This window comes from Sphingobium sp., from assembly GCF_036170395.1.
In the GTDB taxonomy this organism is placed as follows: Bacteria; Pseudomonadota; Alphaproteobacteria; order Sphingomonadales; family Sphingomonadaceae; genus Sphingobium.
On sequence record NZ_JAVHPD010000007.1, the window covers coordinates 186971 to 208313 of the forward strand.

Genomic DNA, 21343 nt, shown 5'->3' on the forward strand with positions numbered 1-21343 from the left:
ATAGCCTTGTGCGAGCAGCATCGACAATGCACGCCAGTGTCGTTTGCCGCCGGCCGCTTTCGCACAAGGGTATGTTTGCGCGTTGTAGTGCAAAATGCCGCCAGCGGACCTTGTGAATCTACAAGGTGCCTTGCGGTCCGCGCCGATGCATGAGTCTCGCAGCCTTGGCGTGCCCGAAGAAGCATCGACCAGCATGTCATTATGCATCAGGAGTTGAAGCAAAACTATGCGAACGGTGTTGTTATCGGGGTTGGCCACGCTGCTGCTAGCCGCGCCTGCTTGGGCGGCACCGGAATGGACGAAGGTTGACGCCGCGCTGGGGCGCGTCGGCGTCGAGCAGGCCGACGGAGTTCGTCGCTACGGATTTCCTCGCTCCGACCTGCGCGTTGTCTTGGATGGCGTCTCGATAGAGCCTTCGCTGGCGCTCGGCTCCTGGGCCGCGTTTCAGCCGATGGGCGACGACGTGATGGTAATGGGCGATCTTGTGCTCACGCACGAGGAAGTGAACCCCGTGATGACCCGCCTTTTGCAAGGCGGATTCACCATCACCGCGCTCCACAACCACCTGCTGCGGTCTGCGCCCGGCACCATGTACATGCACATAGCTGCGCATGGCGATCCGGTAAGGCTGGCGGCGGCGCTGCGCCAAGCCATTGCCGCAAGCCGCACCCCAATGTCTCCACCGTCTCCTGGCGCGGGAGCACCCTCCCGCCTCGATCTCAACTCCGATGCTTTGGACGAGCTGATGGGAGCCGAAGGCAGGGTCAATGGCGGCGTTCTGCAATACAGTATTCCCCGTGCGGAGCGGCTCATGGATGGCGGCATGGTGACGCCTCAATCAATGGGAACCGCGACCGCAATCAATTTTCAGCCTACCGGCGGCGGCAAGGCGGCGATCACGGGCGATTTCGTCCTCATCGCGAGCGAAGTAGACCCCGTCCTTCGAGCGCTTCGAGCGAACGGGATCGAAGTCACCGCGCTTCACAATCATATGTTGAACGACGAGCCGCGCCTGTTCTTCCTGCACTTCTGGGCCAATGACGACGCGGCAAAGCTCGCACGCGGTCTCCGCTCGGCACTCGACACAATGAACAATCGACAAAATTAAGATCGGACGACGGCCAGTCGGGCCGCGACCGCCGCCCGTTCATCCCCCGGCCCCGAAGGAAGTGGAACGGAACATGGCTAGCAAACGAACTCTCGTCATCGGAGCCAGCGCTGCTGTGTTGGCGGTGGCAGGCGTGGCGCTCGCGGCGCAGCAGAACCATGAGGCGAACGAAAACCGCATTATCGGCGAGCATAGCGAGGAAGAAGTCGCACTCGACCAGGTGCCGGCGGCCGCGATGAACGCCGCACGCACACGACTCGCGTCCGTCCGCGAAGCCGAGCTGGTGACCAGAAAGGCGGACGGCAGCACGCTCTACGAGATCGAAGGCAAGGACCAAACTGGCAAGAACGTGGAGCTGTTCGTAACGCCGACAGGCCAAATCCTCGGGAATGAAAACGACAGCGATGAGGATGGCGACTGAACTCTCACTCGCCTGAATGGGCCTGAATGAGGGTAAGGCCCATTCCTTGACAACAACATCCGAGGATCAAGTATGTTTAGGACTATCGGTTATAGCATCGGAGCGTGTCTATCATCCGTCGTGCTCGCTGCTTCTAGTTATGCGCAGGAACAACCGACTCACACGAACGGCTCTGAACTTGTTGCAAGTTGCCGCGCCAACAACCCAGCGTGCGGCGCGTACCTTCAAGGCGTGCTGGACATGATGATAGTGGCGCGGGGTAGCGAGTGTGGGGCGCCGCGTTACGATCGGAATAGATTGCGTTCAGCCTATCTGCGCTGGGCAGAAGACAATACCTACTTCATGGACGTTCACATGGTCGCTGGCGCCGAACAAGCATTGGCTGAAGCTTGGCCTTGCTCGCCACGACGATAGGAGGAAGTTGCGTCATTCCCAATCGCTCCGCAGCGGCGCTCAGATAGGGTTGTTTCTGGCAGGTATCTGATATCACTGAACGGAGTAAGGAGTTCCGCTTGCCCTTTGAAATCCGCCAGCTTCGTTATGCTATCGCCGCTGCGGATCATGGTAGTTTTTACAGAGCCGCGCGGGCACTTGATATTGAACAATCGACCCTCAGTCGCTCCATTTCGAAATTGGAGCGCTCGATAGGAATGTCTATCTTCGAGCGGTCGCGGGCTGGGGTCAAAACGACGCTCGCCGGAGCCGCGTTTATTCGTGGCGCGCGACCAATGGTGGCAACGGCAGATAAGCTAGTCACCATGATGCTTGCAGCCGGCCAGGGCCGCGCTGGCGGTTTACTGCTCGGGTATAATAGTTCGGTCTCCGCCGGCAATCTCCGAGCGACCCTCATTAGCTGGCGCGAAGCGCATCCTGACGTCGAACTGGAATGCGTCGAGGCGGATCGCAGCGTTCTGCTCGCTGGGCTCGACACGGGCGAAATCGACATAGCGATCCTGGTGGGGACGCCCAGCCACAACGGGTTTCGCTGCGAGCCGCTATGGAGCGAGCGGATGCTAGCCGCGTTGCCCGCCTCACATCCGTTGGCTCAACGTGACATCATTCACTGGACGGATCTTCGGGGCGAGCACTTCCTTCTACCTGCGGCCGATCCCGGCCCGGAAATCCGCGACATGCTGCTTGGCAGACTTCCGATCTCAGGCGGTAAGCCTGACATTCGGATGTCGCGGGCGAGCCGTGAGACCGTGCTGAGCATCCTCGGCGCCAACTCGGGCGTCACCATTGTCTGCGAGGGATCGACCGGAGCGATCTATCCTAGTGTCGTCTATCGGCCGATTCATGGCGAACAAGGGCCGGCACTGACAGGATATTCGGGTTGCTGGCGAGACGACAATCGCAATCCAGCGTTGCGGCGCTTTCTTGGATTCATCAAGACCCGCTATGCTCTGTCTTTTGATTTCTCGAGAAGATTTCGGTAAACTAGACATCCAGTTGGTGGAGTTAGTTTCGATGTCACAAGGCAGGACCATAATCATCGTTCTTGTTACTTTAGTCATCGGCTTCACAGGCGGTTTTTTCTTGCGGCCGGTCCTCGCCCCCCTTCGTCAAACAGCGGTCGCCGTCAGTCCGGCTGCCGCCGCGCCTCAGCCGACCGCAGCGCGCGGCACTCAGTATTTTGCGGCCAATCTCGACGAGGCTCGGCAGATCGTAGCAGGGTGTCGTGACGGCTCGGTGCGCGGTGATGAATGCGCCAATGCCGAGCAGGCAGTTATCGAGGCCGATAGCCGGGATCGCTTCAAGCGTTTCACCGGTAACTGAAGGCCGGGAATCCCTTAACTGCCTTGCGCGCGGTTGCGACGAAAGCCGCGGTCGGTGTCCATGAAGCGTGCAAGCATAGGCGCGATCAGCTTTTCCGGCGGCATAGGTTGCTGGCCGGTCTCCGCCGCGAGCGCGGCGGCGTAGGCGACAAGATCGCGGTGGACCCCGGCGGGCAGCTCCACAGCTAGTTTGACAGGCCGATCGTCCACCAATGGCCCCAGCTTCAATTTTGTCATCGTGTCGCTCCCAAAGGTTCGAGCACTAGGTCGCGGGTGATGACCACGCGCAGCGGATGGCCCGGCCGGATGGTAAGGGTCGGCTGCACGTTGAGCTGCCGCCGAACGATCTGCTGGCCGGTCTGATTGATCGTGTCCTGCGAGCCGCGCCGAAGCGCGCGGGTCAAATCATCCTCGCTGTCGGCTCCCAGCTCGGCGCCGACGCCGAGCAGCGTCGAGACGGCCGCGGCCCTGAGCAGATTGCCCCAATGCTGATTCACGCGGTCCTGTAGGCCCGCGAACCCAGCGCCGTCCGCGCCGGGCTGGCGCTCGAGAACGATCGAGCGCCCGTCCGGCATGATGAGCCGGTCCCAGGCGAGGAGAACACGGGTCTGCCCGGCGGTGATCTCGCTGTCGTATTCGCCGATCAGCCGGGCACCTTGCGGGATGAGCAAGATGCGGCCTGTCGGGCTATCATAGACGTTCTGCGTCACCTGCGCCGTTATCTGGCCGGGCAGATCGGACCTGATCCCGGTGATGAGCGCCGCCGGGATGATGCTTCCGGCCTGCACGATGTTGGGCGACGGGGGTGCGGTCAGCCGCTCCGCGCTCACCGTTCGCTGGTTCGAGGCTTGCGCCATGAAAGCGCGCCGGCCAGCTTGATCGCCCTGCGCTGCGCTCGCCTGCTGCGATGGCTGAGCGGCTTGGTCGGGCAAGATCAGCGATGGGGCCGGCGCCGTTCCAGCGTTGCCCGCGTTGCCGCCGAGGAATACGCCACTCATGCGGGCAGCGTCGCGTTCCTGCTGGGCGCGCTGACGCGCAGCCTCCTCGGCCTGCACGCGCGGATCAGGTTGCGCCGGCTGCGTGCCGATCGGCGGCACGGGCACGTTCTCGCCGCGCTGCTGGGCGGACACGATCGGGCTGCCGAGGTCGCCGGGAAGTGGCGGCCCAAGGCGCGGCGCTTGAGCATAGTCCCTCGGTCCCGAGGTGATGGTCTCGGCCGTGGCGCGGCTCTCGGTGTTGTAGAGTTCTTCCGCCTGCCGTTCACCAGCCGGTTTGAGCGCGTAGATCAGCGAGCCGCCGATACCGAGGCCGGCGGCCACGCCTATGACTGTCAGCGCCTTTCGGGACAGACGCATGACGCGGGGCGGATCGCCTCGAAGCTGGAATGGCTTTGGATCGGCGGGAAGCGGCTGCGGCGCGGCCGGCTCGGTGGAGGGAATGTCGGTGCGATCGTTCACGGCCGCCGCTCCCGTCCATCGTCGCGCACGATGCGGACGCGCTGTTCATTGCGCCGATCGCCCAGGCGCAGCTCGGCGGCGGCGAACAGCCGGTCCACCACCATGTAGCGGCCCTGCACGCGATAATTGACTAGCTCGGCGTCCCCGGCCGCGCCGGTAACGAACAGCGGCGGCATCTCGCCCTGCGAGATCCCCGCCGGAAACTCGATGAACACCTGCCCGGAGTCGTCGAACGCACGAACGGGACGCCACGGGGCGCGGTCGCCCTCGATGCGATAACGGAAATTGAGCGAAGTCACATCCACGCCGGTCGCGGCCGGCGCGACCGCCGCAGCGGCGATGTTGCCGCCGCGTAGCGCGATGAGCTGATCTTGCGGGTAGGTCCACGACACTGAGGCCATGTAGGTCGCGGGCGTCGCACGCAGCTCCAGATGATAGGTGCGCCGATCGGTGTTGATGACGAGGTTGGTGGCGAGGTCCGCCCGTGTCGGCTTGACGAGGATGTGGACGCGCGCGGTCGCGCCCGCGCCGCTGATCGTGTCGCCGATGATCCAACGAACGGTGTCACCGGCCGCGACTGGCCCGGGTCCAACGAGCTGCTCGCCCTCCTGCAAGGCGATGTCCGTCACTTGGCCGGGGGCAGTATAGACCTGATAGAGCGCACCATCCGCCCAGGGATATTGCTGGATGGCATTGAGGAAGCCGTCACGCGCCGGCTGCACCCGCGCGGCGGCGTTTGCGTCGCCGACGCGCCTACGGGGATCGGTAGGCTCCGACCCGCGAGGCGCATCCGGCATTGGCTTGAGCTGACCGGGAAGCGGGAGCGGTTCGGGAATAGTAACGATCTCCACCGGGCGCGGCGGCTCCGCGGCCGGCGTCGCGGCCACTTCGCGCGGCGGATCGTCGTATGCGATGGCGGGCGGCCGGGCGGATGTAGTGGCGCAGCCGGCGAGTGTGGAGGTGGAAACGAGCAGCGCGGCTGTGACGGCGCGCCGGAAGGGAATGCCGGTCATTGCGACAGCTCCTTTGACCAGTTGAGGGCATTGACGAATACGCCGAGCGGATTCTTGCGAAGTGCGTCTGGCGTGCGAGGCGGCTGCACGACGATGGTGAGGATCGCCGACCAGCGTTCGGTGGTGGTGAGGCTGCCGTCCTGATAGCGGCGCTCCGTCCAGGCGACGCGGAAGCTATCCGGTGACGCGCGGATGACGCTGGACACGTCCACCGCCACCTGCACCCGCCCGACGTTGGCGAACGGGTCGTTGGCGCGAGCGTAATCGTTGAGCGCGACCGCGCCCCGATCGGTGGTGAAGTCATACGCGCGAAGCCAGTTCTGACGAACGATGACCGGATCGGCCGGCACGCTCCTGACTTGCTCGATGAAGCGGGCGAGATGGAACGCGATCTGCGGGTCGCTCGGGCGATAGCCGGCCTCGACCGGCGCGACCGCCTGCGCCTCACCGAGCCGATCGACCTGCACCACCCAAGGGACGATATGGCCACGGGCCGATTGCCAGACGAGGCCACCAGCCAGGCCGCCCGAAAGGGCGAGCGTGCCGAAAAATGCGAGACGCCAGTTCTTGGCCTGCACGCGCGCCGAACCGATCCTGTCGTCCCAGGCTTGGGCGGCCCGCTGATAGGGCGTGGTCGGTTCGGGGGTCTGGCCGTAGCGGATGGTCGGTCGTCGGAACATGGCAGCTAGTCCTTCTGATGGAGATCGACGGACGAGCCGCTTCCCCCGCCGTCGCCGGAACGCAGGGTGTGGGCGGCGATCGTCGCGCCGTGGGTCATGGTCTGGCGGCGCTTCATGGCCGATGCCCAAGCGGGCCTGTCGTCGGAGACTGGTGCCGATGGCGAAGCGCCGCCTGAAATCGTGCCTCCCGTCGCCGTGACTGCGGCGCGACCGCCGGAGCGATAGCTGTCTTTCAGGGACGCGGCGGCTTTCCGAAGCGGGGACATCGCCGCACCCGCCGCTGCTTGACCGACGCCGACCGCGCCACCCGCGACGGCGGATGCGCCGGTCTTGCCTGCCGAGCCGAGCGCATAGGCGCTGCTGGCGGCGCCGGACGCAAAGGCGCTCCCTCGTGCCGCGCCGCCGATCGCGCCTGCGGCCGCACCGGTACCGAGGCGTGCGGCGGCTGCACCACCGACCAGCGCGCCGCCTGCGGCAAGCGCGGTCCCGGCGGCTGCGCCCGCGCCCAGGGCCGGCCCGCCTGAAACGATGCCGTTCGCTACGCCGGGGCCGAAGATCGCCAGGCCAAGCAGCGACAGCGCGCCGAGCGCGATCGACATCGCTTGCTCCAGCGTGGGCTCAGGGCCAGCGGCGGCGGTGAATTGACTGAACAACGTCGTGCCGATGCCGGTGATGACGGCGAGCACGAGAACTTTGATGCCGGTGGAGACGACATGGCCTAACACCTTCTCGGCCATGAAGGCGGTCTTGTTGAAGAAGGCGAACGGCAACAGCACGAAGCCGGCGAGCGTCACCAGCTTGAACTCGATCAGCGTCACGAAAATCTGGATCGCCAGAATGAAGAAGGCGATGACGACAAGCGCCCAAGCGAGCAGCAACACGACGATCTGCACGAAGTTGGTGAAGAATGAGATTGGACCGACCAGCTCGCCCGCGGCAACGACCAGCGGCTCACCCGCATCCAAGCCGGTCGCGGCGATGAAACCGGGCCGCATGAAGTCGGCGATGCTCATGGCATCGCCCGTCGCCTTCAAGCCCAGCCCTGCGAAAGACTGGAACACGATCGTCGCCAGCGTCGAGAAATTACCGATGATGAAGGCAAAGACGCCGATGTAGAGCGTCTTTTTGATAAGGCGTTGAAGCACGTCCTCATCGGCGCCCCACGCCCAGAACAGGCCGGCAATCGTCAGGTCGATGGCGATCAGCGTGGTTGAGAGGAACGCGATCTCGCCGCCGAGCAGCCCGAACCCGCTGTCGATGTATGTCGTGAAAACCTCTAGGAAGTTGTCAATGACGCCGGTGTCGTTCACGGCTGAGTGCCTTCTTTTCCGAAGAACCGGCGCTGGTGCGCCGCCCATGCCGCCTCGCAGCCTGAGTCCGGCATGGTGAGCGCGCGGCAACGCGCCAACTCCGCCGCCAACGGGTCGCGCTCGGCGCGTGTCGCTGCGGCGTTGACCGCCTCCGGCACGCGCGGCTCGGTGACGGCGGCGATGACCGCCACCGTCATCATGAACCCGGCCAGCGTGGCGACGCCGGCAATCTTGGCGGCAGCCGACATCGGCTCAGTTGCCGAGGAAGCGGCGGAGGCGCTCGCGCCCCTCGGCTTCGGCCGCTGCGTTTCGCGCCGCCTCCAGCGACTGCGCCCGGCCTTGGGCCGCCAGCAGCGCCGCGATGTCGGCGAGCTGCTGCGATTGGAGCGCGAGAAGCTGGTTGCCGGCCTGAGCCGCTTGGAGCGCGCCTTGAGATGATTGGCTCGCCGACACGAGGCGGTCCATCGTCGCGCGCGAGCCGTCGATATTCCCGACCACTCCGGCTTGAACGCGGAGCGCGTCCTGAAACGCGCCTACGCTGGTCTCCCACCGCTCGCGCGCATTTGCGACGAGCTGCCGTTGCGGGACCGACATGGCGCCGGCGGTGTATCGGCTGGTGAAAGCCTGGTCGATCTGGCCCACGTCATAGGCGATGCGCTGCGCCTGACCGAGCAACTGCTGGGTCTGGCGCACTTGACCCTGCAACTCGGCGAGCGAGGATTGCGGGAGGCTCGCCAGATTGCGGGCCTCGTTGAGCAGGGAAGTCGCCTGATTCTGAATCTGGCGAATCTGATTGTTGATCTGCTCCAGCGTGCGCGCCGCGGTCAGCACGTTCTGCGCGTAGTTGGTCGGGTCATAGACGATCCCGCCGAGCTGCGCGTAGGCCGGCACGGGCGCCGCGATCGGCGCGATGGTCGCTGTGGCGAGGACGCCGGCCAGAATGGCACGGCGCAGGGGAAGTCGGGTCATAGCGGTACCTCCTGCTGGCTGGGGGGAAGAAGCTCGATCGCCCACGCGCAGCCGCGATGGCGCAGCCATTCGGCCGCGAAAGCAGCTTGGCCGTGGGTTTCGATGATGTCGGCGATGCGGAGCTGATCGGCCTTGGCCGACGCGGCTGAGAAGGCCAGCGCGACCTCGCCCAGCCCCAGCTCGAACAGCCGGTTGCCGCGCCGGGACTGGCAATAATAGTCGCGCTTGGGTGTCGCCCGGCTGAGGATTTCGACCTGGCGGGCGTTAAGCCCGAACCGCTCGTAGATGGCGGCGATCTGCGGCTCGGCGGCGCGCTCGTTCGGCAGGAGGATGCGCGTCGGGCAGCTTTCGATGATGGCCGGGGCGATGCTCGACGTTTCGATGTCCGCGAGACTCTGCGTGGCAAAGACGACGCTGGCGTTCTTCTTGCGAAGGGTCTTCAGCCACTCGCGGAGCTGCGCTGCGAAGTCCGGGCTGTCGAGAACCAGCCAGCCCTCGTCGATGATGATGAGTGTCGGCGAGCCGTCCAGCCGCCCGCCGATCCGGTGGAACAGGTAGGACAAAACGGCGGCGGCGGAGCCGGCGCCGACCAGTCCTTCGGTCTCGAACGCCTGCACGGCGGCTTCGCCCAGGCGCTCGTCCTCGGCGTCGAGAAGCCGGCCCCACGGCCCGCCGATGCAATACGAGGCGAGCGCTTGTTTGAGCTGCTGGTTCTGCAACAGCACGGCAAGGCCGGTCAGCGTGCGTTCGCTGACCGGCGCCGACGCCAGTGAATTGAGCGCCGACCAGATATGCTCCTTGGCCTGCGGATCGACCGCGACGCCTTCGGACGCGAGGATCGCCGCCAGCCATTCCGCCGCCCACGCTCGTTCGGCCGGATGGTCGATGCGGGCGAGCGGTTGGAGCTGCACCCCGTCGCCGGTTTCGTCGGCAAGCATTCCGCCGAGATCTTGCCAGTCGCCGCCCATGCCGATCGCGGCGGCACGGATGCTGCCGCCGAAGTCGAAGGCAAAGACCTGGCTGTTCTCGTAGCGGCGGAACTGCATCGCCATCAGCGCGAGCAGCACCGATTTGCCGGCGCCGGTCGGGCCGACGATCAGCGTGTGGCCGACATCGCCGACGTGAAGGGAAAACCGGAACGGGGTCGAGCCTTCGGTCCTTGCGTAGAGCAAGGGGGCTGCACCGAAATGCTCGTCCCGTTCCGGCCCCGCCCATACTGCTGACAGGGGGATCAGGTGGGCGAGATTGATAGTGGAAATCGGGGGCTGGCGAACATTGGCGTAGGTGTGCCCCGGAAGGCTGCCCAGCCACGCCTCGATCGCGTTCATGCCCTCGGGAATGACGGTGAAGTCGCGGCCCTGAACGACCTTCTCGACGAGCCTGAGCTTCTCGGCCGCGATGGCGGGATCGCGGTCCCATACCGTCACCGTGGCGGTGACGTAGGCCATGCCGGCATAGTCGGCGCCCAGCTCCTGCAAGGCGGTGTCGGCGTCGGCGGCCTTGTTCGAGGCGTCGCTGTCGAGCAGCGTGCTCGCCTCGTTGGTCATCACCTCCTTCAAGATGGCGGCGACGGACTTGCGCTTGGCGAACCACTGGCGACGGATGCGGGTAAGCAACTTGGTCGCGTCGGTCTTGTCGAGCATGATCGCGCGCGTGGACCAGCGATAGCCGAACGCCAGCCGGTTCAGCTCGTCGAGCAGCCCCGGAAACGTCGAGCTGGGAAAGCCGGTAATGGTGAGCGTGCGGAGATGATGGTCGCCCAGGCAAGGCTCCAGGCCGCCGGTCAACGGCTCATCGGCGAGCAGCGCGTCAAGGTGCATCGGGGTTTCCGGCACGCTCACACGCTGTCGCCGCGTCGAAATCGTCGAATGGAGGTAGGTCAGCGTCTCGCCGTCATCGAGCCAGCGGACCTCGGGCACGAAACCCTCGACCAAATTGAGCACGCGGTCGCTGCGATCGGTGAAGCCTTTGAGCAGCTCCCACGGATCGACGCCGGTGGTGGACCGGCCCTCGTAAAGCCAGCCTTCGGCCCGCGCGGCTTCCTCGGCCGGCGGCATCCACAGCAACGTCAGGAAATAGGCGCTCTCGAAATGCGCGCCTTCCTCACGGAACTGTTCGCGGCGCTCCATGTCGACCAGCGCAGAAACGGGGTCGGGAAACTCGGACTCGGGGTAATCGAGCGCGGGACTGCGCTGCGCCTCCACGAAGATCGCCCAACCGGAGCCCAAGCGCCGGAGCGAACTGTTCAAGCGCGCCGTGGTGGCGACCAGCTCGGCCGGCGTCGCACTGTCCAGATCAGGGCCACGGAAGCGTGCGGTGCGCTGGAACGACCCGTCCTTGTTGAGCACGACGCCTTCGCCGACCAACGCGGCCCAGGGCAGGAAGTCCGCAAGGTGTGCGGCTTTGCTGCGATATTCGCGCAAGCTCATCATGGCTGCATCCATGTCGGGAAGCGGAGATGGCGCCGGGCCACGTCCACGAACTGCGGATCGCGCCGTGCAACCCATACGGAAAGCGCGTGGCCGATCGCCCAAATGACGAGGCCGGCGATCCAGAGACGCAGGCCGAGCCCGATCGCGCCGGCCAGCGTCCCGTTGACGATGGCGAGCGACCGGGGCGCGCCGCCGAGCAAAATCGGCTCGGTCAGCGCCCGGTGGACGGGGGCATAGAAACCCGCGATCGGCTCGGCTGCGTCCTGCATCAGACCAGCGCCCCGCCGCCGAACGAGAAGAACGACAGGAAGAAGCTCGACGCGGCGAAGGCGATGCTGAGGCCGAACACGATCTGGATCAGCCGGCGGAAGCCGCCGGAAGTATCGCCGAAAGCCAGCGTTAGGCCGGTCACGATGATGATGATGACCGCCACGATTTTGGCCACCGGCCCCTCGATGCTTTCGAGGATGCTTTGCAGCGGCGCTTCCCACGGCATCGACGATCCGCCCGCGTGGGCCGGAACGGCAAAGGTCAGCGCGAGGACGCTGGCGGTGGTGGCGAGCATGGCGCGACGCGCGCTATGCCGAATGGCATGGATCATGGCAGGTCTCCGGGCTGGGGTTTGGGAAGCGGGGTAAGGCGGTAGTCGCCGGTCGCGGCGTCGAGTCCTTCGACGCGGGCCAGCTCGGCGAGATGCCGGCCGTGCGCGTCACGGACCAGCACGGCGATCAGGTCGATGGTCTCGGCGATCAGCGCGCGGGGGACCGTCACGACCGCCTCTTGAACGAGCTGCTCCATGCGGCGGAGCGCGCCAAGTGCGGTGCCGGCGTGAATGGTGCCGATGCCGCCCGGATGACCGGTGCCCCAGGCTTTGATGAGGTCGAGCGCTTCGGCGCCGCGCACCTCTCCGATCGGGATGCGATCCGGCCTGAGCCGCAGCGACGAGCGGACCAGCTCGGACAGCGACACAACCCCGTCCTTGGTCCGCATGGCGACGAGGTTGGGCGCGGCGCATTGCAGCTCGCGCGTGTCCTCGATCAGAACAATGCGGTCGGTGGTCTTGGCGACTTCGGCAAGAAGCGCGTTGACCAGCGTGGTCTTGCCGCTGCCGGTGCCGCCTGCGACGAGAATGTTCGCGCGGGCCGCTACGCCATCGCGCAGCGCCGCAGCCTCGGCCGGCGACATGATCCCGGCCGTCGCATAGTCGTCGAGCGTGAACACCGCGACGGCGGGCTTGCGGATGGCGAAGGCGGGAGCCGCAACGACGGGCGGCAGCAAGCCTTCGAATCGTTCGCCACCCTCCGGTAGCTCGGCCGACACGCGGGGGCTGCGAGCGTGAACCTCGACGCCGACATGATGCGCGACCAGGCGCACGATGCGTTCGCCATCGGCGGCGGTCAGCGTCTCGCCGGTATCGCTGACTCCTTCACCGAGCCGATCAAGCCACAACCGCCCGTCCGGGTTCAGCATCACTTCGATCACGGCCGGGTCGTCCAGCCATGCCGCGATCGATGGCCCGAGCGCGGTGCGCAGCATCCGCGCGCCGCGCGTCTTGGCCTCGGATCGGGTCGGGTGAACGGTCAAGGAACTGGCTCCTGCGAAGGGCCGGGCGAACCGCCGCCCGGCTGTCGGGGCACAGCAAGAGACGCATAAATACATCTGCCGCAACAGCTACTTGCGGGCGTAGTAGAGGGGGCGGCAGATACGTTGCCGGCGGCGGAATCGCCTTTCGACTACACGGTGGTTGGTGCGTCTATTCAGTCCGACTCGGATGAGGCGGAGCGCGGCCAGACATCTTCCGGTATCTCATCCCTCAAGCTCTTGCCGCTGGCGAAGCGCCGGCCGAGCGTCTCGACGAAACCCTCGTAGCGCTTGCGCCCCTTTACCTGCGCGGCCGCTTGATCCTCGTCCGGCAACGGCGGTGTGACCGTCAGCCAGAACCGCACAAATAATGTCAGCGCCTCGGTCGTGAGTCCGGTGTCGCGCTCAAGCCGCTGGACCTGACGCGACAAGCGATCGAGCCGTCGAGCGAACGCCGCCTCCATGCGGTCGGCGCCGTCCGGCGAGAGGTAGGAGGCGACCGCCGCCTCCACGATCGCCGAGCGAGAGATGCGGCGACGGATCGCCAGCTCGTCCACCTGCTTGGCGAGCGCTGGCGGGAAATAGACATTGAGGCGGGTCCGCATAATCCCTCCTACAGCTCGATGCCGTCGCCGGGGTCGAGCGACGCTTGACGCGCGAGACCCTGCATCCGGCGCCGGACGGCAGCTTGCCGAGCCGCGTCATCCTGTTCGTCATCGACAATCGCAAACTCCTGCGCCGGGGGCGGCGATGTCTCCGGCGCGATGGCGACGTGCTCGGGCAATTCGGGCTCACGGCGCAGCCCGCCGTTGGCGGCATCCTCCTGCGCCCGGACGATCCGCGCCACGTCGGCCGGATCGGCGGCGGCCGAGCGCCCGGTCCAGTCGTCCGGCTGCGTTGTGCTTACGGCCGGCTTGGGGGCATCCGTAATTCGCTCTGCAAGCCGATGGTCCTGAAAATAGCGGGCCTTCTTCGCGCGGATCGGGTGAACGCCCGCGACCATGACGATCTCGTCGTCGGGCGGAAGCTGCATCACCTCGCCGGGCGTTAGAAGCTGGCGAGCGGTCTCGGACCGCGACACCATCAGGTGCCCGAGCCACGGCGACAGGCGATGCCCGGCATAGTTCTTCATCGCCCGCATCTCGGTGGCGGTGCCGAGCGCGTCCGACACGCGCTTCGCCGTGCGCTCGTCGTTGGTGGCGAAGCTCACGCGGACATGGCAGTTGTCCAGGATCGCGTTGTTCGGCCCGTAAGCCTTCTCGATCTGATTGAGGCTCTGCGCGATCAGGAATGCCTTGAGCCCGTAGCCGGCCATGAACGCCAAAGCGGACTCGAAGAAGTCGAGCCGGCCTAATGCGGGAAACTCGTCGAGCATCAGCAACACGCGGTGGCGGTTGCCCTTCGGGATCAGCTCCTCGGTCAAACGGCGCCCGATCTGGTTGAGGATGAGGCGGATGAGCGGCTTGGTGCGCGATATGTCGCTGGGCGGCACGACCAGATAGAGCGTCGCCGGCCGTTCGCCCTCCACCAGATCCGATATGCGCCACTGGCAGGCCCGCGTGACCTGCGCCACGACAGGATCGCGGTAGAGACCGAGGAACGACATGGCCGTGCTGAGCACGCCCGAACGCTCGTTGTCCGACTTGTTCAGCAGCTCCCGCGCCGCGCTGGCAACGACGGGATGCACGCCGGACTCGCCAAGGTGCGGCGTCGCCATCATCGCTGCCAGCGTCTGCTCGATCGTGCGAGCTGGATCGGAGAGGAAGGACGCGACGCCGGCCAACGTCTTGTCCGGCTCGGCATAGAGGACGTGAAGGATCGCACCGACCAGCAGCGAGTGCGACGTTTTTTCCCAATGGTTCCGGCGCTCCAGGCTGCCTTCGGGATCGACCAGCACGTCCGCGACGTTCTGCACGTCGCGCACCTCCCATTGGCCGCGCCGCACCTCCAGCAGCGGATTGTAGGCGGCCGACGCGGCGTTGGTCGGATCGAACAGCAGCACCCGGCCGTGGCGGGATCGAAAGCCGGCGGTCAGCGTCCAGTTCTCGCCCTTTATATCGTGGACGATCGCCGAGGCCGGCCAGGTCAATAGCGACGGCACAACCAGGCCGACGCCCTTGCCGCTCCGGGTGGGTGCGAAGCACAACACATGCTCGGGACCGTCGTGACGCAAATAGTCAGCAGCGAGCTTGCCGAGCACGACACCGTTCGCGCCAAGCAGCCCGGCCGCCCGAACCTCCCGCGTCGTCGCCCAGCGTGCCGAGCCATAGGTCTCGGCGTTCTTCAATTCGCGCGCACGCCACACAGACATTCCAATGGCGACGGCGATTGACACGAACCCGCCCGACGCGGCGATGAAAGCGCCGGTCTTGAAGATGGCTGGCGCGTATGCGTCAAACGAGAACCACCACCAAAAGAAGGCTGGCGGCGGATAGACACGCCAGCCGCCGACGATGAACCAAGGTGGCCCCAGCTCGGGTTGATAGGCCAAGGCCGCGGCGGTCCATTGCGTCGCGCCCCACACACCTGCGAGCACGATCAGAAAGACTGTGATGATCTGGCCCCACAGGATTTTCGTCGCGGACATAGCTGTCTCCTTCAGAGGCCGAGGCCGCGCTTGCGGCCCAAGACTAGGTCGATCCCGCCACCAGCGCGGACGACGCCGGACACTTGGCGGCCGAGCTTCTGTTCGAGCGCGCTGGCCCAGGGCACGAGACGGAAGCCAAGCCCGTCGTCGATCATGGCGAAGCGACCGGAGGCGAGTGCGAGGCGCTGGCGGACTATGCCGGCAATCTTCTCGCCGGAGGTGGTCGGGCGATACGCAAGGCCCGTTTCGCCCGCGATCTTCGCGCCAACTGAGTCCAGCTCACGTTTGCGCAGCGTGTCCAGCAAGCCGCGCTCGAACACCGTGCGTTCGCCATAGCGTCGCGCAAGCCCCTCGCGGACAAGTTGATCGGTGCGCGCGTCCATCGCCCGGCGCACCTCCGCGCCGAAGCCGCCGTCCGCGACACCCGTGCCACGCTCGATCAGCCGATGGTCAAGCCAGGTCGCGCCGGGCGCCTTCACCTGCGCGGCGATGTCGAGGTCCGATCGCGTGGCGAGGATCAGGGTGTGCTTCGGCTCGCCCGGCTTGCCTATAGCGCGCAGCTCGACGATCCCGCCGAGCGTCGGGCTTTGCTCCAGCGATTCAATGCCGGGCAGCCGCACATGATGGGTGCGGCCGTCCGTGCCGTCGATCACGGCATAGGCTGCGCCATACAGCTCGTCGTGCAACCCCTTGTCGATCAGCCGGCCGACGATCGGCTTGTCCGGCGCGCCGCTCACAACCGCGTAACTGTCCAGCGGCCGGTCCTGCCCGTGATCTTTCAAAGCCTGTCCGATGGTGCGGATAATGTCGCGGCGCGCGGCCAGCTCACGCAGCTTGGCTTGCGCGCCCTCGGCGACCGCCCACTGTCCAGGCTCGCCTTCAGCGGCCAGCCCCATCGTCTCCAGATGCTGCAAGCGGCCGACCATCAACCGGCGGAGGCGCGGATCGTCCGGGCCGGGCCGCTCGGTTCGCAGGTCGATGACGCCCAGCTCGTCGGCCGCGCGGCCGATCTCGGTATCGAGCCGCGTCCAGCGCTCGGCAGCCACTTCGCGGTCGAGCGCGCGCTGCACTTCATGCTCAGGCTTCGGCCCAAGTTCGGCCTGCGCCAGCTCCTCGGCATGGGAACGCAGGTTGTGGCTGATATAGTCCCGCGCCATGACAAGATCGGTGCCGGTGTCGGTGACACCGCGCACGAGCATATGAACGTGCGGGTTGTCGGTGTTCCAATGATCGACTGCGACCCAATCGAGCCGCGTCCCCAGGTCCGTTTCCATCTGTCGCACGAGATCGCGGGTGTATTCGCGCAAGTCGGTCAGCTCGGCCGCGTCCTCTGGCGAGACGATGATGCGAAAATGATGCCGGTCATCCTTGCACCGCTCGGTGAAACCGCGATCGTCGGCATTGTCTCCGGCCGCGTCGAACATGCGCGTCGGCGAACCGTCGCGGGTGACGCCTTCGCGCTTCAAATAGGCGACGTGCGCGGACAGCGGCGCCATACGCCGGCCGCCGCGACTGCGATGGCTCACGGGTAGCGCCTTCACCATCACTCGGCGACCCGAACCGAATAGCCGGCTGCGGGCAAACGCGGTGCGTCCCCGGCCAAAACTGGATTGGCCACCTCGGCGCGGGCCGCCCCCGGTGCGCCGGCCGCCGCTGTGGATCGCCGCGACGCGCAGCACCTCGGCCACCAGGCCACGGGCGTTCCGGCCTTGCGCCTTGCCGCGCTTGGCCTTGCCGGGCCGGATGCGAAACTCGTTGTCTTCGCTCACGGCCGGACCGCTTTCGGCCGTGAATGGCCCGTGGTGCCATTCGAGACGTTGATTTTGCTCGCTTTTCCCTTCCGCGCGGCACGCGCGCCGACCGACGCCCCCGCGTGAAGCCACGGAAAAGCCTTGGCTTTTCGGCGAAACGGGGTGCGGCTTATATCTTGCCCTCGTCTGTCCCTGCCGTTTTCTCCCTCCCCAGCCACTTTCCTGCTCGGGACGGATGATGGGGATGACGCGCGGATCATTGCGGTCGGCCCGCGCTGGCGCGGGGGACGAACAGCGTGTCCGCCGGCTCGCTGGCAGGCAGAGCAACGGCGCGAACGTCGCTCGATCTCGGCCGATCGGTCGGCAGTTCGGACGCGGGTTCTTCGTCGTCCGACTGCACTGAGGTGGCTTCGGGCGCAGCGCTCGCGGTGCGGACGAACAGCGCGGCGCGGCGCCAGGCGAACGGATCAGGCGGCGCGCTCACCGCCACCTCCGCAGCGCCCGATGTGCTGGAGATCGGTGCGAGCTGGGCGAGGTAGCCAATCGTCTCAGGCGGCAACGGACGCCCGCGCGACAGATAGTCGCCGTAGCGGCCCGGCCCGGCGTTGTAGGCCGCCAGCATCGCGCTCGCGTTGCCGTAGCGGTCGTGCATTTCGCGCAAGTAAGCCGCACCCGCCATGATGTTGTCGCGCACATCGAATGGGTCAGTGCCGAGCCCATGGCGCGCACGAAGTTGCGCCCAGGTTCCGGGCATGATCTGCATCAGGCCCATCGCCCCCGCGCGCGAAACGGCGCGAGCATTGCCAGCACTTTCCACCCGCATCACGGCCCATATCCACGCTTCCGGAATGCCGAACCGCCGCGCCGCATCAGCGACATGCGGTGCATAAGGATGAGGGACGGAGGATGGCGCAGGCGGCGGGTTCGCTTCCTGCGCCACTGCCGGTGCATGGCCGATTGGCAACGCGGCCAGCAGTGCGGCGGCAGTCAGCGCTGCGGCGCGCATGCACAGGGTCATAGGCCGATTGGTCGCGGCAGAACGCATCGATTCAGTCCTGCTCACGGGCCTTGCGCGGGCGGCTCCAGCGCAGCGACCAGGACGCCGGATCGGTGGCATTCTGGAACAGCGCTGCGCGGATCGGCTGCGGAAAGCTGGGATCGTCGATGCGCAGCGAGACGTAATCCCCGGCTCGCTCGCCGCTCTCGTTCCAGCCCGCGCCCACTTCCGGCCCTTCGCCGTCAGTACCGCGGTGAACACGCCAGTCGGGTGCCTTGTCGGCGCAACCGGGTTCAACCGGGATGAGCGAGATACGGATATTGAGCGTCGCGGTCTCGATGACGCCTTCGAAGCCTTTGTCGGTGCGGATGAAGCTGCCGATCTGCATGGGAATGGTCCTTTAGGTTGGAGTTTGAGGCTGGCTGTCAGCGCCAGATCAGCGGGGCGTCGGGCGTAGTGCGGGTGATGATCGGAATGGCGCGGCCGAGCACGGTCGACGCAGGCAAGGGGCCGAAATAGCGACCGTCCAAGCTGTCGGGATGCTCGGGGTTGAGAAGCAGCAACTCGTCGGCTCCAAGCGTTCGGCAGCCGCGCCAGACGGGCAGCGGACGTGCAAACCGGTCGTGTGTCAAAGCGAGCGTGACCGCCTCGCCGTCGACGGTCACTGCGCCGCCGATCCGGCAGACGCGCTGCCCTGCCTTGGCGGCGACATGCTTCAACAGCGGCACGTTTTCGCCGAGATATCCGCGCACGGCCATCCAGCGGCCAAGGCGCTGTGGCGGTGCCACGGCGACCAGCGTTCCGAGCGGCGGATCGCGGTCTGGCTGGATTCGATAAAGCCCAATCGGTGCGCTCGCACTGGCGTTCCAGACGATGCGTGGCAGCGGGTCGGTGGCTGCGATCACGCTGAATGAAATGGCGAATGAAGCGGCAGCAATGGCTGTCGCGCGGGCATAAAATCGGCGGGTCATCCTTCGATCTCCCGGCGCATGAGCCAGGCCCGATGGCGCTCCATCGTGTACGCGCGCGGCTGATGTCCGGCGGCGATGCGATTGTGAACGTGCCGCCAATGGTCGGGCGCGGCGTCGCAGGGATCGACGCCTGCGGTGTCCACAGCGTCGATATGGCCGAGCACCTGGGAGACTTTTGGCCAGCCCTCGATGGTGAGCAGGATGTCGCCACCGGGCTGCACGAATGGCAGCGTCGTGAACGGTTCGCCCGCGCCGACCGCACGCACGATGTCGATGCGCGAACTGACCGTGCCATAGTCATTGGCGGACCAGCGAACGAACGCGAAGATGCCGCCGGGACGGAAGCTTACGATGCGGCGACGACGATCGACGATTTCGTCCTTGGCGATCCGACCGAAGCGTATCCAGTGCTCGATCCGCTTCTCGATCCACGTCAGTTGAACGTTGGTCATGCCGTCGGGGCGCGGGGTGCCGTGTCGCTGGTGTGCGGGAGAGAGTGTCATTGCCGGCTCCGCGCGAAGGGCGAGTTGGCGCGCGGCAGCAGGTCGTTCTGGCCCGGCTCGCTGGTCGAATGCTTGGTGCCGAGATCGGCCCAGGCCTGAAGGTCGTCGACCGAATAGACCACCCTCCCGCCGATGCGGCGATAGGTTGGCCCGGTCCCGAAATAGCGGTGCTTTTCCAGTGTCCGCCCCGACAGGCCGAGGAAGCGGGCGGCTTCCGGTGTTCTCAGATAGCGGGGTGGCAGATTATGCGTCGTATCAGGCAAGGTCGGGCTCCTGCGGTTGGGGGTGGCAGGAGGCGAGAATGACGAAGCGCGCTCGGAAAGGTGGAGTATGAAGATTTGCGATCGCGAGGATGTGACCACCCGCGAAGACGGTAGACTCGCCGTTCAATCACAACGAAAACGAGTGCCGCTGCCTAGCAGCTACCGTTGAACCGCCACACTCGTCTGCTAACGTTGCTGAATGAAGCAGGAGGCCATTCGCATAATTCGGATCGCAGCGGCGCTGATCGATGATGAGGCCGGCCGCCTGCTGTTGGTTCGCAAGAGACGCACTCTTTGGTTCATGCAGGCCGGCGGCAAGATCGAAGCTGGCGAAAGTGCGATAGCGGCCCTTCAACGCGAATTGTTTGAAGAGGTTGGATTGTCGATTGCTGATAACGAAGCTCGCCACCTCGGTCGCTTTCCAGCTCCCGCGGCCAATGAAGCGGATTCCAAAGTCGAGGCCGATGTCTTCCACATCCGCACATCTGCGAAAATTGAAATGCAATCGGAGATCGAGGAAGCAGTTTGGGTCAGCCGCTCGGAGGCACTGTCGATGCCGCTTGCACCGCTTACCCGCGATCATGTTCTTCCACTGTCCTATGGATTGTGACCGCCGAGACTTGGGCAAGTTGTTAGCGCTCAGCGGATTCGCAGCAGCTTACGATAATCGCCATTCATCAGTGCAGTGGCATCGCGGACGAGCCGGATTACAAACGACCGCCCGGCCGATATTTTCCATTCGGTCGCTGGCAATACAGCATCATCTTCGCGGCCCATAGCGGCGGCAATCTTCCGATAGCTCGCCCCCGAAAGGCGAAGGTCGAGCGCCTGAAGCATCATGGCCAGGCGTGCTTGCCGGTAGCGGCTAAGCGGCCATCCGCGTGCCGGTGGCCCCGATTGCTTGCCGAACAATCGGCGATGGAAGCGCAGCAGGCTCGTCACCCGCGTCGTGAAATCCTTGTCGAGCGGGATGATCGCCGCCAGCGGCTGACCGGGCGTCGGATCGCGCAGCCAAAGCGAATGTGCGCCGTCCCGATCAGCCACCACGACGTGCCGCCCCTCGACCCCCGCCTGATCGGCCAGCAGCGCGCCCAGCTTGAGCGGATCGACAGCTTTAGCGGCGCCGAACCCTTCCGGCGCGGCGTCAAGAGTGACGGTGACGGCGGTCAGCTCGGGCCGCCAGATCACCGTGTCTTCAAGCTCACCCGGCGCATAGGCGAAAGGACAGCCCCCAGCGTCGCGCGAATACGGCTTCAGCGGCTTGGCGTGAAATTCCACTGCGCGCAATCCGCTGCTCCATCTGCGCATGTTCGGCGCGGTAGTTGCGGTTGCGCTTCAGAAATTCGGCGGCGAGTTCGGCGCGACCAAGCGTGTCGGCCGCCTTCTCACTGCCACTGGTACGCTTGTTCGACGACCTGGGCATGACAGTCTCCCGGCCGCGATCATCGCGGCCCGCGGACCAGAGCGTGGCAACGCCCTCGCGTATCGAAAAGCGTCAAAGCCGCATGCTACCACGCACGCAATG

Annotated in this window: 27 protein-coding genes; 6 read left to right on the top strand and 21 right to left on the bottom strand. The window is 65.9% G+C overall.

What is annotated here, in order from left to right:
* Positions 1-250 precede the first annotated feature (250 nt).
* From V2B31_RS02500 to V2B31_RS02515, 5 genes are all read left to right on the top strand, one after another.
* On the top strand, positions 251-1108 hold the full coding sequence (locus V2B31_RS02500) for a DUF1259 domain-containing protein (protein ID WP_303696923.1): 858 nt from the start codon (positions 251-253) through the stop codon (positions 1106-1108).
* A 73-nt stretch (positions 1109-1181) separates the two neighbouring features.
* Positions 1182-1529, top strand: coding sequence for a hypothetical protein (locus tag V2B31_RS02505; protein ID WP_303696924.1), 348 nt, complete (start codon positions 1182-1184; stop codon positions 1527-1529).
* Positions 1530-1601: 72 nt separating this feature from the next.
* Positions 1602-1943 carry a Rap1a/Tai family immunity protein gene (locus tag V2B31_RS20015; protein WP_409418347.1) on the top strand — a complete coding sequence of 114 codons (342 nt, stop codon included), beginning with the start codon at positions 1602-1604 and terminating at the stop codon, positions 1941-1943.
* Between the two features lie 98 nt (positions 1944-2041).
* Positions 2042-2965, top strand: a complete 924-nt coding sequence (locus tag V2B31_RS02510) for a LysR family transcriptional regulator (protein WP_303696926.1) — start codon at positions 2042-2044, stop codon at positions 2963-2965.
* Complete coding sequence (locus tag V2B31_RS02515) at positions 2940-3305, top strand: hypothetical protein (RefSeq protein WP_443021795.1); 366 nt, start codon at positions 2940-2942, stop codon at positions 3303-3305. The genes V2B31_RS02510 and V2B31_RS02515 overlap by 26 nt, the downstream gene beginning before the upstream one ends.
* A gap of 14 nt (positions 3306-3319) precedes the next feature.
* On the opposite strand, the gene V2B31_RS02520 is transcribed toward V2B31_RS02515, so the two are convergent.
* From V2B31_RS02520 to V2B31_RS02610, 19 genes are all read right to left on the bottom strand, one after another.
* Positions 3320-3541: a DUF2274 domain-containing protein gene (locus tag V2B31_RS02520; RefSeq protein WP_303696929.1), complete on the bottom strand. Its 222-nt coding sequence runs from the start codon at positions 3539-3541 to the stop codon at positions 3320-3322.
* Positions 3538-4761, bottom strand: coding sequence for a TrbI/VirB10 family protein (locus V2B31_RS02525; protein ID WP_312166380.1), 1224 nt, complete (start codon positions 4759-4761; stop codon positions 3538-3540). The genes V2B31_RS02520 and V2B31_RS02525 overlap by 4 nt, the downstream gene beginning before the upstream one ends.
* Positions 4758-5774, bottom strand: coding sequence for a P-type conjugative transfer protein TrbG (trbG, locus tag V2B31_RS02530; protein ID WP_328274993.1), 1017 nt, complete (start codon positions 5772-5774; stop codon positions 4758-4760). The genes V2B31_RS02525 and trbG overlap by 4 nt, the downstream gene beginning before the upstream one ends.
* Positions 5771-6454: a conjugal transfer protein TrbF gene (gene trbF / locus V2B31_RS02535; protein WP_328274995.1), complete on the bottom strand. Its 684-nt coding sequence runs from the start codon at positions 6452-6454 to the stop codon at positions 5771-5773. The genes trbG and trbF overlap by 4 nt, the downstream gene beginning before the upstream one ends.
* Before the next feature lie 5 nt (positions 6455-6459).
* Positions 6460-7764: a P-type conjugative transfer protein TrbL gene (trbL, locus tag V2B31_RS02540; protein ID WP_328274997.1), complete on the bottom strand. Its 1305-nt coding sequence runs from the start codon at positions 7762-7764 to the stop codon at positions 6460-6462.
* On the bottom strand, positions 7761-8012 hold the full coding sequence (gene trbK-alt, locus V2B31_RS02545) for a putative entry exclusion protein TrbK-alt (protein ID WP_088914106.1): 252 nt from the start codon (positions 8010-8012) through the stop codon (positions 7761-7763). The genes trbL and trbK-alt overlap by 4 nt, the downstream gene beginning before the upstream one ends.
* A 4-nt stretch (positions 8013-8016) precedes the next feature.
* A complete protein-coding gene (gene trbJ, locus V2B31_RS02550; RefSeq protein WP_328275002.1) occupies positions 8017-8733 on the bottom strand; it encodes a P-type conjugative transfer protein TrbJ in 717 nt (238 codons plus the stop codon).
* Positions 8730-11165, bottom strand: coding sequence for a conjugal transfer protein TrbE (gene trbE / locus V2B31_RS02555; RefSeq protein WP_328275004.1), 2436 nt, complete (start codon positions 11163-11165; stop codon positions 8730-8732). The genes trbJ and trbE overlap by 4 nt, the downstream gene beginning before the upstream one ends.
* A complete protein-coding gene (locus tag V2B31_RS02560; protein WP_054725812.1) occupies positions 11162-11434 on the bottom strand; it encodes a VirB3 family type IV secretion system protein in 273 nt (90 codons plus the stop codon). The genes trbE and V2B31_RS02560 overlap by 4 nt, the downstream gene beginning before the upstream one ends.
* Positions 11434-11766, bottom strand: a complete 333-nt coding sequence (locus V2B31_RS02565) for a TrbC/VirB2 family protein (RefSeq protein WP_328275007.1) — start codon at positions 11764-11766, stop codon at positions 11434-11436. Before V2B31_RS02565 ends, V2B31_RS02560 begins: the two co-directional genes overlap by 1 nt.
* Entirely contained in the window at positions 11763-12749 is a 987-nt protein-coding gene (trbB, locus tag V2B31_RS02570) for a P-type conjugative transfer ATPase TrbB (RefSeq protein WP_328275009.1), read from the bottom strand. The genes V2B31_RS02565 and trbB overlap by 4 nt, the downstream gene beginning before the upstream one ends.
* 173 nt (positions 12750-12922) lie before the next feature.
* Complete coding sequence (locus V2B31_RS02575) at positions 12923-13351, bottom strand: CopG family transcriptional regulator (RefSeq protein ID WP_312166388.1); 429 nt, start codon at positions 13349-13351, stop codon at positions 12923-12925.
* A gap of 8 nt (positions 13352-13359) precedes the next feature.
* The gene (locus tag V2B31_RS02580) at positions 13360-15333 is read right to left on the bottom strand and encodes a conjugal transfer protein TraG (RefSeq protein WP_328275014.1); all 1974 of its coding nucleotides are present in this window, start codon (positions 15331-15333) and stop codon (positions 13360-13362) included.
* Positions 15334-15344: 11 nt separating this feature from the next.
* Positions 15345-17102 (bottom strand): relaxase/mobilization nuclease domain-containing protein, encoded by a 1758-nt coding sequence (locus V2B31_RS02585; RefSeq protein WP_312166390.1) that lies wholly within the window; start codon positions 17100-17102, stop codon positions 15345-15347.
* A 238-nt stretch (positions 17103-17340) separates the two neighbouring features.
* Positions 17341-18090 (bottom strand): lytic transglycosylase domain-containing protein, encoded by a 750-nt coding sequence (locus V2B31_RS02590; RefSeq protein WP_328275016.1) that lies wholly within the window; start codon positions 18088-18090, stop codon positions 17341-17343.
* 43 nt (positions 18091-18133) lie between these two features.
* Complete coding sequence (locus V2B31_RS02595; protein WP_328275018.1) at positions 18134-18469, bottom strand: DUF736 domain-containing protein; 336 nt, start codon at positions 18467-18469, stop codon at positions 18134-18136.
* 37 nt (positions 18470-18506) lie between these two features.
* On the bottom strand, positions 18507-19052 hold the full coding sequence (locus tag V2B31_RS02600) for a S26 family signal peptidase (protein WP_328275020.1): 546 nt from the start codon (positions 19050-19052) through the stop codon (positions 18507-18509).
* A complete protein-coding gene (locus V2B31_RS02605) occupies positions 19049-19555 on the bottom strand; it encodes a DUF2840 domain-containing protein (RefSeq protein WP_328275022.1) in 507 nt (168 codons plus the stop codon). Before V2B31_RS02605 ends, V2B31_RS02600 begins: the two co-directional genes overlap by 4 nt.
* Positions 19552-19818, bottom strand: a complete 267-nt coding sequence (locus tag V2B31_RS02610; protein ID WP_116968946.1) for a helix-turn-helix transcriptional regulator — start codon at positions 19816-19818, stop codon at positions 19552-19554. The genes V2B31_RS02605 and V2B31_RS02610 overlap by 4 nt, the downstream gene beginning before the upstream one ends.
* A 199-nt stretch (positions 19819-20017) precedes the next feature.
* Between V2B31_RS02610 and V2B31_RS02615 the strand changes: the two genes are divergently transcribed.
* The gene (locus V2B31_RS02615; RefSeq protein ID WP_328275027.1) at positions 20018-20428 is read left to right on the top strand and encodes an NUDIX hydrolase; all 411 of its coding nucleotides are present in this window, start codon (positions 20018-20020) and stop codon (positions 20426-20428) included.
* A gap of 29 nt (positions 20429-20457) precedes the next feature.
* Here the strand turns inward: V2B31_RS02615 and V2B31_RS02620 are convergent, their stop codons facing one another.
* Both V2B31_RS02620 and V2B31_RS02625 read right to left on the bottom strand, forming a co-directional pair.
* Complete coding sequence (locus tag V2B31_RS02620) at positions 20458-21126, bottom strand: DUF2285 domain-containing protein (RefSeq protein WP_328275032.1); 669 nt, start codon at positions 21124-21126, stop codon at positions 20458-20460.
* On the bottom strand, positions 21020-21241 hold the full coding sequence (locus V2B31_RS02625) for a transcriptional regulator domain-containing protein (protein ID WP_328275034.1): 222 nt from the start codon (positions 21239-21241) through the stop codon (positions 21020-21022). The genes V2B31_RS02620 and V2B31_RS02625 overlap by 107 nt, the downstream gene beginning before the upstream one ends.
* Between the last annotated feature and the right edge of the window lie 102 nt (positions 21242-21343).